We start from the raw sequence: 11,128 nt of genomic DNA on the forward strand, positions 1-11,128 counted from the left end.
GTTCCGGCACAATCGATCGCGATCCAGCAACGCTCCGTTTTTCTTGATATTGCCGGCTTGTTCTGCCCGAATCCCCTGCTATACCGCTGCTTCCGCTTACCTGCGCTCGTTCGCAGGAGTGAGCCACAGGAGACATCAATGCCCGACGCGCCCAAATCCGAGTCCGGATTCCACTACAGCCTTTCGAACCTCAAGCCCGCCGAGCCCGTGCACAAGATCGCCCTCACCTTTCCCGACGGGGCGAAGCGCGAATTCCCCAAAGGCACCAGCGGCCTCGATATCGCCAGGGGCATCTCGCCCTCGCTCGCCAAGCGCACAGTGGCGATGGCGCTCAACGGCACGCTCACCGATCTCAATGATCCGATCGAGGCCGACGCGAAGATCGAGCTCGTCGGCCGCGAGGACCCGCGCGCGCTGGAACTGATCCGGCATGATGCGGCGCATGTGCTTGCCGAAGCCGTGCAGTCGCTGTGGCCGGGCACCCAGGTCACGATCGGCCCTGTCATCGAGAACGGCTTCTATTACGACTTCTTCCGCAACGAGCCGTTCACGCCGGAAGATTTTGCCGCGATCGAGAAGCGGATGCGCGAGATCATCGCGCGCGACAAGCCGTTCACGAAAGAGGTTTGGGATCGCGAAAAGACCAAGCAGGTGTTCCGCGACAAGGGCGAGGCCTTCAAGGTCGAGCTGGTCGACGCGATTCCCGGCAACGAGCCGATCAAGATCTATTTCCAGGGCGACTGGTTCGATCTCTGCCGCGGCCCGCACATGACCTCGACCGGCAAGATCGGCAATGCCTTCAAGTTGATGAAGGTCGCGGGCGCGTATTGGCGCGGCGACTCGAACAACCCGATGCTGACCCGCATTTACGGCACCGCGTTCGCCAAGCAGGAGGACCTCGACGCCTACCTGAAGCAGATCGAGGAAGCCGAGAAGCGTGACCACCGCAAGCTCGGCCGCGAGCTCGACCTGTTCCACTTCCAGGAGGAAGGCCCGGGCGTCGTGTTCTGGCACCCGAAGGGCTGGACCATCTTCCAGCAGCTGATCGCCTATATGCGGCGGCGGCTGACCGGGGATTACAACGAGGTCAACGCGCCGCAAATCCTCGACAAGGTGTTGTGGGAGACCTCGGGACACTGGGACTGGTATCGCGAGAACATGTTCGCGGCGCAGTCGGCCGGCGACGAGGCCGAGGACAAGCGCTGGTTCGCGCTGAAGCCGATGAACTGCCCGGGACACGTGCAGATATTCAAGCACGGCCTGAAGAGCTATCGCGACCTGCCGTTGCGGCTTGCCGAGTTCGGCGTCGTGCACCGCTACGAGCCGTCGGGCGCGATGCACGGCTTGATGCGCGTGCGCGGCTTCACCCAGGACGACGCGCATGTGTTCTGCACCGAGCAGCAGCTTGCAGACGAGTGCCTGAAGATCAACGACCTGATCCTGTCGACCTACTCCGACTTCGGCTTCACCGGGGAGCTGACGGTCAAGCTCTCGACCCGGCCGGACAAGCGCGTCGGCACCGACGAGATGTGGGAGCATGCCGAACGCGTGATGGCGACGGTCTTGCGGGAGATCCAGGCGAAGAACAACAACATCAAAACCGAGATCAACCCGGGCGAAGGCGCGTTCTACGGGCCGAAGTTCGAATATGTGCTGCGCGACGCCATCGGGAGAGACTGGCAGTGCGGCACGACCCAGGTCGACTTCAACCTGCCTGAACGGTTCGGCGCGTTCTATATCGATCATGACGGGTCGAAGAAGGTGCCGGTCATGGTGCACCGCGCGATCTGCGGCTCGATGGAGCGGTTCATCGGCATCCTGATCGAGCATTACGCCGGCAACTTCCCGCTCTGGCTCGCGCCGACCCAGGTCGTGGTCACGACCATCACCTCCGAGGGCGACGAATACGCCAAGCAGGTTGCAGCCGCCGCCCGCCGTGCGGGACTGCGCGTCGAGATCGACCTGCGCAACGAGAAGATCAACTACAAGGTCCGCGAGCACTCGCTGGCCAAGATTCCGGCGTTGCTGGTCGTCGGCAAGAAAGAAGCCGAGACGCATTCGGTTTCGGTCCGCCGCCTCGGCAGCGAGCGCCAGACCGTGATGCCGACCGACGAGGCGATCGCAGCCCTCGTCGACGAAGCGACCCCGCCGGACGTGAAGCGGGTGCAAACCGCGGCCTGATCTTCACAATCGGTCTAAACTGGCTTTTGTCGGCCCGGCCGAGCCCCTATCTCTGGGGCACGGCTACCCTGAAGGACATTTTCGTGCCCGACGCCCTTGAATTGTTGAAGACCCGCCGCTCGGTGAAGCCGCGCGAGATGACCGCGCCCGGCCCCTCGCGGGCCGAGCTCGAGACTATCCTGACCATCGGCGCGCGGGTGCCGGACCACGGCAAGCTCACGCCATGGCGCTTCATCGTGTTCGAGGGCGACGCCCGCGCACGCGCCGGCGATGTGATCGCAAGCGTCTTTGCCAGGAAGAACCCGGGCGCGCCGGCGTCCGACATCGAGGTCGAGAAGAAGCGGCTGACCGACGCGCCGCTGGTGATCGGCGTGGTGAGCTTCACCAAGCCGCACCCGAAGGTGCCGCCGTGGGAGCAGGAATTGTCCGCCGGCGCGAGCGCCATGAACATCGTTACCGCCGCCACCGCGCTCGGCTACGGCGCCTGCTGGCTGACCGGCTGGTTCGTCTTCGACCGCGACGTGCTCGATGGTCTCGGGCTGAAACCGGACGAAAAGCTCGTCGGCCTGGTCCACATCGGCACGCCGACCAAGCCGACCGAAGATCGCCCGCGCCCGGCGCTGTCGGATATCGTGACGCGGTTCTGAGGTTGCAGAACTGTCATTGCCAGGCTTGACCCGGCAATCCATCAACCAAAGGACTCCTCTGCAAACTGATGGATGGCCGGGTCAAGCCCGGCCATGACAAGCGGAGACGAAACTCAGGCCGCCCTCGACGCCCGCGCCGCGAAACCGGTCAGCAGCGCCGCGATCTCGTGCGCCGGCCTGGCTGCGCTGAACAGGAAGCCCTGCACCTCGTTGCAGCCTTCGGCACGCAGCCAGTCGAGCTGGTCGATGGTCTCGACCCCCTCGGCGGTCGTGGTGATCTTGAGGCTGCGGCCGAGACCCGAGATCGCGCGCACGATCGCGACGCAATCGGAGCGCCGCGCCAGATCCTTCACGAAGGAACGGTCGATCTTGATCTTGTCGAACGGGAAGCTGCGCAGATAGCTCAGGCTGGAATAGCCGGTGCCGAAATCGTCCATGGAGATGCTGACACCCAGCTCGCGCAGCTGATGCAGGATCGCGAGGTTGGCCTCGGTCTCGGCCAGGAACACCGATTCCGTGATCTCGAGCTCGAGGCGACGCGGCGACAGGCCGGAATGGGCCAGCGCCGAGATCACGGCCTGGACCAGGTTGCGGCTGCGGAACTGCACTGACGACAGGTTGACGGCGACCTTGACGTCCGCGGGCCATTTCACCGCTTCCGAGCAGGCCTCGCGCAGCACCCACTCGCCGATCGCAACGATCAGCCCGATGTCTTCGGCCACGGGGATGAATTCCGCCGGCGAGACCATGCCCTTCTGCGGATGCTGCCAGCGCAGCAGCGATTCAAATCCGCTGATGCGATCGGCTGCGATGTCGACCAGCGGCTGGTAGTGCAGCTCGAACTCGCCATTGGCGAGAGCCGCGCGCAGATCCCGCTCCATGTCGCGGCGCTTCTGCGCCTGGTGATCCATCTCGCGCTCGAAGAAATGATGGACGCCGCCGCCCTCCGACTTGGCACGGTAGAGCGCCATGTCGGCGTTGCGCATCAGCTCTTCCGGCGTCGTGCCGTCGCCCGGCGACATCGCAATCCCGATGCTGGCGCCGACGACGACTTCGAGGCCGTCGATATTGTAGCTCGCGCTCAGGACCTCGATCAGCCGCTCGGCGAACGCGCTCGCTTCGTTCGGGGAGACGTCGGCGGCGAGTACGATCGCGAATTCGTCGCCGCCAAGACGGGCGGCAATGTTGTCGCCACGAACCTCTGACCTCAGCCGATCGGCCACCATCTTGAGCAGGCGATCTCCCATCGGATGGCCGAAGGAGTCGTTGACATTCTTGAACAGGTCGAGGTCGATGCCCATCACCGCGACACGCCTGTTGCCGGCACCGCTGCGTCGCAGCGCCTCGCCCAGGCGCTCCTGGTAGAAGTCGCGGTTCGGCAGGTTGGTGAGGCCGTCATGGTGCGCCATGTGGGCGATCCGTGCCTCGGCGGCGCGGCGCTCGGTGATGTCGACCACGGCGACCAGATAGCCGTCGCGGCCATCGAACGTCACGCGGCGGCCGAAGGTCAGCACGTGGATTTCGCTGCCATCCGCCTTGATGTGCCGCCAGTCGCGGCCGGACTGATAGACATCGCCGACGCCGCGCAACGCTTCGCTGTGCGTGGCCCGTTCATCCTCGGGCCAGATCTCGCGCAGTTTCATGCCGAGGAATCGATCGCGCGCATAGCCATAGTGCTGAACCGCAGCATCGTTGACGCTCAGGAATTCCATCGTGCCGGCATCGAACACCCACATCGGCATCGGGTTGTTCTCGAACAACAGGCGGAACGAGACCTCGCGCTGTTTCAGCGCAGTGACGTCGGAGACCGTGAGCGACAGCATGTCGCCGAATGCCGTGATGCCAAGCCGAAGGCAGCGTTCGCCGCTGTCGATCTCGAATTGCCCACCCGCACCGCGTCTGACGAATTCGCGCAGCCGGCCGATGACGTCGGGCTCGCACAACGCGTTGCCGCCGACGCCGAGCCGGCGCCACAGCAAATCGGTCGCGGGCTGCATCAGGAGCTTTGCGGCGCCTTGGTTGAGATGGACGATCTGGAAATCGCACGGCTGGCCGCGCGCGTCGCGGATCGCGGCGAGCGACAGTACGCCCTCGTCGGTTGCCGAGAAGATCGTATCCAGAAGATTGTACTGCGCGCTGCGCTCGTTGACATAGACGCCGACCAGCGTGCCGCCCCAGCGTGAGTAGGTCGGCAGTGCCAGCACATCGTAGGTCCGCACCAGCCCGTCGCGCACGCAGTGCGCCGACGCGAGATAGGGACGGCTGTTTTCGAGCGCGCTCGCCGCGGCTTCGCCGAGCGAGGTGGCGCAATCCGGCGGCAGCGCGCTCAGTGGAATATCCCAGCGCTCGTCGTTCAACCACGCCTGGACATAGCGGCCGGTGTGCGAGACGCGCAGCCTGCTCTCGTCGTTCCGCAACAGCACGATGTGATCGGCGAGCCGCCCGAGGCTGCCGAGCATCACGTCCTCGTAGCGAGGCAGTTTCTCGCCGGGCCGCAACGCTGCCTGCCACTTGCGTTGCAGGACAGAGACGTCGGCGAAGATTTCCGGGGTGATCTTGGCCGATGCCTTGCCCGCCCCAGTCTCTGATTTTGTCTCTGAGTTCGTCTCGGATTTTTTCTTGGCCACGACCATGGCACGCCCCACTCACGCAACACGCTTAACCCCGCGGCATCCAAGTCAGCCGCGCTTAATGCCCTGTAAAAAATGGGGAGGCGGTACGCCGTTGTGGTGATTATGACGGTTTAAAGTCGCGCGATGGTTAGTGCGCGTTAGAGACCATGACAGTTGCATGACATGGGACTGCGCCCGACGTCAGCGCGCGACGACTTCAACCTCGCCGTCGACGCCGTTGACGACGTTGAAGGGCCGCTCGAACACCTTGCCCTCGTTCTTGGCGATTGCGCGATACTCGCCTTCCGACAGCACGACGCGCGGGAACGCGCCGATCGATTCCTTGATCACGTCGCCGCCCGGAGTGATCACCGACCACGCGGTGTTGGCGAGCGCCTCGCCGCCCTTCTCGCTGACGAGCTTGAGCGTGATGACTGCGGCGCGATGGGTCACGGTGACGTCGGTCAGCTTGCCGGCCTGGACGCGGATGTCCGAGCGCACCACCGAATTGGCGTCGCCGTAGTTCGAGATGATGTAGTAGGTGCCCTCCGGCAGCAGCGCGACGTCACCGGCCGCGACGTTGGGGATCAATGCGCCGCGATCTTTGCTGTCGAACTGGCTGCCCTTGTAGATCGCAAACGAGATCTGGTTCGGCGGGATCTTGCTGGTGCCGACACGGCCCTCGATGCGCAAGCCGCCGGCTGGCAGCACGAAGGACTCGCGGTCGGTTTCCGACTTCAGGCTGACCGCGCGCACCGCGCTGACCAAGCCGAGCGCGACATGGACGACGTAGTTGCCGGGCGGCAGCACGATGTTAGGCGTTGCGCCGCGCTCCTCGCGGATCAGCTTGAAGGTGCCGTTGTCGTCAGGCTTGTCGGCGAACACGCGCCACACCAGCCCGTTGTTGATGACGGGCAGGTCTTTGCCATAGCGCGCCGTCAGGGACAGCACGGCCTGCCCGGCGGTCGAGGTGCCCGGCGACGGCACCACCGGCGGAACGGTCGCGATCGATGGCTGGACGATGGTCGGCTGGGTCAGCGGCGCCGGCAAGACCGGCCCCGCGCCGGATCCGGATGGCGGCGCCAGGTTGAGCGCCGGGCCGGACGGCGCGTCGGGAACCGAAGCCGGCGGGATCGGCGGCGGCCGGTCGCTGAACAATTGGGCCGATACGGGCGCGGGGAGCAGCGCAATTGCCAAGGCCGCAAGCGCGATCAGCGGGAGCAGCCGTCTCCCGCCCCGCCCGCATCCGCCGATGCCGTTGCCCCGCAAGATCATGGTCATGCTTTTCACCGAAAACGCGGCAAATTCAAGCCTCCGTCGCCGGGCCGGGCCCGCCGTCCCACGGGAACCCGCCGATCAAGCCGATGTTAGGCCAGAGGTCGTGGTCAAGTCACATTTCCTCCCTAGGTCGGTTTGGTCCGGGCATAAACCATGCATATGGACGAGGCGAAGCCGGGCCATCGGGCCTAGTCTGGCGCCGGCAGGAGATTGTTGCTGTGTTGGATAGTTGGATGGGGCGCGGGCAGAAAGGCTCCGATGGTCCTGACAAGGTCGGATTGGGGACGGTTCGCCGGCCCGTGATCGGTCTTGCGCTGGGCGGCGGGGCGGCGCGCGGCTTTGCCCATATCGGCATCGTGCGGACGCTCGTCGCCCACGGCATCGTCCCCAATGTCGTGGTCGGCACCTCGATCGGCGCCGTGGTCGGCGGCGCCTATGCCACCGGGCATCTCGACACCCTCGAGCAATGGGCGCGCACCCTGCAGCCGCGCAACATCCTCGGCTACCTCGACATCCGCCTCAACGGCTCCGGCCTGATCGGCGGCACCAAGCTCGCTGCCGAACTGGAAGCCGCGATGGGCCAGTCCCTCATCGAGGACCTCGCGGTCAAGTTCGCAACCGTCGCCACCGAGGTGCGGACCGGCCACGAGATCTGGCTGACCCATGGCCCCGTGGTCGACGCCATGCGCGCCTCGTATGCCCTGCCCGGCATTTTCGCACCGGTCCTGATCGGCGACCGCTGGCTGGTCGACGGGGCGCTGGTCAACCCGGTGCCGGTGTCGGCGGCGCGCGCGCTCGGCGCCGAGATCGTGATCGCCGCCAACCTCTCCAGCGACGTCTTCTCGCACTCGACCACGATCTATAATCACGGCCAGATCGCCGAGGTCACCGTTGCCCCGGAGACTGTCCCCGCAATCGAGCCGCCGAAGCGCCGCTTTGGCCGCTTCTTCGCCGAACGGACCGTAAAGCGCGAATTCTTCGGCAGCGCCGGGCGGCCGGGCATCTCGAGCGTGATGGCCGACGCCTTCAACATCATGCAGGACCGCATCACCCGCGCGCGGCTTGCCGGCGACCCGCCCGACCTTTTGATCTCACCGCGTGTCGGCCAGATCGGCTGGTTCGACTTCCATCGCGCCGACGACCTGATCGCGCATGGCGTGCGCGCGGCCGAACGCGCCATCGAACAAATCCACGAAGCCATGGGCATCCTGGTGCCGCCGTCGACCGACGCCGATTCGAACGGGAAATAGCGCGCGTCAGGCCGTCTTGATGTAGTCGCGCAGCGCCTCCTGCTCGCGCTCATATTCCTGCACGCGGCGCTTGACGATATCGCCGATCGAGATCAGCCCGACCACCTTGCCGTCTTCGACCACGGGCAGATGGCGGAATTTGCCCGTCGTCATCACCTCCATGAGCGCGCTGACGGTGTCCGACTCGCGGCAGCTGACGACTTTCCTGGTCATGACCGCGCTGACCGGCTCGTCCAGCACGGCGGCACCGCGCTCGCCGAGCACGCGCACGATGTCGCGCTCCGACAGGATGCCTTCCATACGGCCCTGGCCCATCACCAGCACCGCACCGATCTTGCGCTCGCCGAGCAGCTTGATCGCGGCCGACAACTTGGCGTCGGGCTCGACGCTCATGATGTGATGGCCCTTGGCATCGAGAATGGAACGTACCGTCATTGCAGCCTCCCTGAATCCGTCCGCGTCCCCTTGAGCTGGGGATCGAACCTGTTCGTTGAGCCTTCAATCAACAGTTCCGCGCCGCTTTCGGTTCCGGGGCGCGATTACGGGCACGGCATTAATTTTGTCAGCCTGCCTGTCGTGCGTCGCGAAGATGATGGATGAATTCGCCGCTCCCCGCAAGCGGCGATCAAACCCGCCCGGACTGGTCGACCGACGACGCATCTGCAGCATCGCTGCGCGTGCGCGGCACCGGGTCGAACAGCGAGAACAGCACGAGGCCGGCGAGGAATCCGCCGATATGCGCCTGCCAGGCGACGCTCGCGCCATCGCCGCCGATCGCGATCGAGCCGACGCCGAACACGATGTTGACGCCGAACCACACCGCCAGGAATCCGAGCACGCGGCGGTCGCGCAGCGCGCGCGACAGCGACAGCGCCGGCACCCTGGCGGCCGCCTCCGCATCACCCCGGCTGAACGACAGGAAGCTGCCCTTGACGAAAGCAAACCGGATCGCCGCCGCCATGGTGCCCGACACCGACGCCGAGGCGCCGATCATCGGCGCAATGGCGTGCTCATGGGTCACCAGGTGGGCGAGCGCACCGGCGGCGGCCGTCACCGCCATGAACACGAAGAAGCGCAGCGCGCCAAACCGCCGCGCCAGCGCGCTGCCGAACGGCAACAGCCACAGCACGTTGAAGACGATATGGCTGAGATTGGCGTGCAGCAGCGAATAGGTGACGAAGGTCCAGACCTTGGCGCCGGCCCCGCCCGGGAACGTGATGTCGAGCAGCGTCGAGTCGTAGCGTTTGGGAATGAATCCGAAGACATCGATGGTCCAGTTTTCCATCTCCGGCGGCAGCAGCACCCGCAGATGGATCACCGCGATCAGGAGGATGTAGGCGGTCAGCGCCGGCGGCAGGGTCAGGATCGGCTCGCGCGGCGGCGCAAGCGGGGAATCGGGATGGGAGTCCAAGGGGTCTGCGACCTCACATGCGGCTGATAATCTCAGATAGGCGGCTTTAGCGCCGCTGTGCAAGTGCACAATCCGGAAATCGGGCCGCTCCCTTTTTGTGGCGCCCGCGCTGCACCTCGTCCGGGACACGAGACTGGACGAATGATGCAAAAGATGAAGGGAGGGTGCTGAGAACACCCTCCCCAAGACCTTGCTGATCTTCTCGCGCCCCAGAAGGAATGGGGGTGCATCCCCACCCCTCCCCGCGCGACGACCAAACTGTTTGACGCCACCTGTGTACGTAAGCCGCCGGCCCTTGGAGGCAACCGGCGCAAACGGGAATGGGCGGACCCTACGCGGCGGCGCGGTCACAGCCAAGCACATCGTTAAATTTACGTTAACGGCGCAAAACCGTGCGCAAATCGGCCAAAACGCGGCGGCGGCATGGACGCTGCACAGCCTTCCCTGCACAACAGAGAAGGGAAAGCGCTTGGACGAAACCGGGACAGATGTGTCCCGCCGAGGCCGGCGCCGGGCAAGGTTTTTCGAATGAAACACGAGTCCAGCCGCGAATTCTTCGCGTATTGGAATGCCAAACGAGGCGATGCGCGCGCGCCCGACCGCGGCGTGTTCGAGCCGTCCGCGGTGCGCGGGCTCCTCGCTGATATCTTCGTGCTGTCTTATGACGGCGAGGCCGGCTACCCCTTCCGCGTCGCCGGAACCCGGATCTCGGCCCTGCTCGGCCGCGACCTCAAGGATCAGAGCTTCTCGGCGCTGTTTACCGCCGAGAGCCGCCGCGAGATCGAGGACGTCATCACCTGCGTCGCCGAGGAGACGCTGCCCGCGATCGCCGGCGTCACCGCGACCACCGCCGATGGTGCCCGCGCGCATCTGGAATTGCTGCTGCTCCCCTTCACGGCGCGGGTCCACGTCCCGACCACGCTGACCGGCCTGCTCGCCCCCTTCGAGGACAACACCGCCACGCTCGGCCCCTTCACGCTGACCTCGTGGCGCTATCTGCACCCGCCGGAGCGGCTGCTGCCGCGCGCATTGCGGAAGATCGCGATCGCCCGCGGCCTCATGGTCTACGAGGGCCTGCGCTAGCAGCGGACGCACATGCGTTCCGCCGTCTCCGCAATCTCTCCCGTCGTCCCGGCGAAGGCCGGGACCCATACTCCGCGGCCTGAGTTGCGAAGGTGACTCGTCGATCCGACGTCGCGCAACAATCAGCATTTGTGGTAATGGGTCCCGGCCTCCGCCGGGACGACGGCGAGTTTGTTGCACGAGCGTAGGTCATACATCCGCGTTCTCGCGGCGTAGTGCGCCCGAGGTGTTACGAAATCTTTGCCGCTCTGAACGCAGAGGGCGCAAGGAAAGCCGGGTGCCGATTGCACCCATGGGCCCTGTGCAACAAAAAGCACAGGGGTAGGACCACAGGTGTAACCGGAAAACACGCCGGCTTTCCCTGCGCGATGGTTTTACGGCTTCTTTCGTGCTCTCCCCGGCGAGACCGGGCTTTTTTGTCACCGTCTTCGCAAAAGACGCTTCGCCTCTTGCGGAGAGACACCTGCCACTGGGGCGTCAGGACCACACGACTTCGCCGTCCGCCGTGACACGTTCGCCTCGTGTGCCACCAACGTCCACCGCATCTCGACCCGGCACTCGTGACGATGGCGAAGCGCCCCTCAGGCGGGTGAGACGGGCGGAGTCCTAGGTCCTGTGGACATTTACCGCAACCAGAGCATGGTTGCAGCGAGCGTTAGGACAGCA

The 11,128-nt window shown here is 65.3% G+C and carries 8 protein-coding genes; 4 read left to right on the forward strand and 4 right to left on the reverse strand.

Annotated elements, in window-relative coordinates:
• Positions 1-138: 138 nt before the first annotated feature.
• Both thrS and ACFFWD_RS13020 read left to right on the forward strand, forming a co-directional pair.
• Entirely contained in the window at positions 139-2,181 is a 2,043-nt protein-coding gene (thrS, locus tag ACFFWD_RS13015) for a threonine--tRNA ligase (RefSeq protein ID WP_376965578.1), read from the forward strand.
• Positions 2,182-2,264: 83 nt separating this feature from the next.
• Positions 2,265-2,828 carry a nitroreductase family protein gene (locus ACFFWD_RS13020; protein ID WP_376965580.1) on the forward strand — a complete coding sequence of 188 codons (564 nt, stop codon included), beginning with the start codon at positions 2,265-2,267 and terminating at the stop codon, positions 2,826-2,828.
• A 113-nt stretch (positions 2,829-2,941) separates the two neighbouring features.
• Here ACFFWD_RS13020 and ACFFWD_RS13025 read toward each other — a convergent pair whose 3' ends face one another.
• Both ACFFWD_RS13025 and ACFFWD_RS13030 read right to left on the reverse strand, forming a co-directional pair.
• Positions 2,942-5,461: a putative bifunctional diguanylate cyclase/phosphodiesterase gene (locus ACFFWD_RS13025; RefSeq protein WP_376965582.1), complete on the reverse strand. Its 2,520-nt coding sequence runs from the start codon at positions 5,459-5,461 to the stop codon at positions 2,942-2,944.
• A 180-nt stretch (positions 5,462-5,641) separates the two neighbouring features.
• The gene (locus ACFFWD_RS13030) at positions 5,642-6,715 is read right to left on the reverse strand and encodes an RgsD C-terminal domain-containing protein (RefSeq protein WP_376965596.1); all 1,074 of its coding nucleotides are present in this window, start codon (positions 6,713-6,715) and stop codon (positions 5,642-5,644) included.
• A 221-nt stretch (positions 6,716-6,936) separates the two neighbouring features.
• Between ACFFWD_RS13030 and ACFFWD_RS13035 the strand changes: the two genes are divergently transcribed.
• Complete coding sequence (locus ACFFWD_RS13035; protein ID WP_376965584.1) at positions 6,937-7,968, forward strand: patatin-like phospholipase family protein; 1,032 nt, start codon at positions 6,937-6,939, stop codon at positions 7,966-7,968.
• 6 nt (positions 7,969-7,974) lie between these two features.
• Here ACFFWD_RS13035 and ACFFWD_RS13040 read toward each other — a convergent pair whose 3' ends face one another.
• Both ACFFWD_RS13040 and ACFFWD_RS13045 read right to left on the reverse strand, forming a co-directional pair.
• On the reverse strand, positions 7,975-8,403 hold the full coding sequence (locus ACFFWD_RS13040) for a CBS domain-containing protein (protein WP_376965586.1): 429 nt from the start codon (positions 8,401-8,403) through the stop codon (positions 7,975-7,977).
• A 190-nt stretch (positions 8,404-8,593) separates the two neighbouring features.
• Positions 8,594-9,379 carry a rhomboid family intramembrane serine protease gene (locus tag ACFFWD_RS13045; protein WP_376965588.1) on the reverse strand — a complete coding sequence of 262 codons (786 nt, stop codon included), beginning with the start codon at positions 9,377-9,379 and terminating at the stop codon, positions 8,594-8,596.
• A gap of 528 nt (positions 9,380-9,907) precedes the next feature.
• On the opposite strand from ACFFWD_RS13045, the gene ACFFWD_RS13050 reads away from it, so the two are divergent.
• Positions 9,908-10,462 carry a PAS domain-containing protein gene (locus ACFFWD_RS13050; RefSeq protein ID WP_376965590.1) on the forward strand — a complete coding sequence of 185 codons (555 nt, stop codon included), beginning with the start codon at positions 9,908-9,910 and terminating at the stop codon, positions 10,460-10,462.
• Positions 10,463-11,128: the final 666 nt, after the last annotated feature.

Origin of the sequence: Bradyrhizobium erythrophlei, from assembly GCF_042430365.1 — a bacterium.
GTDB lineage: Bacteria > Pseudomonadota > Alphaproteobacteria > Rhizobiales > Xanthobacteraceae > Bradyrhizobium > Bradyrhizobium erythrophlei.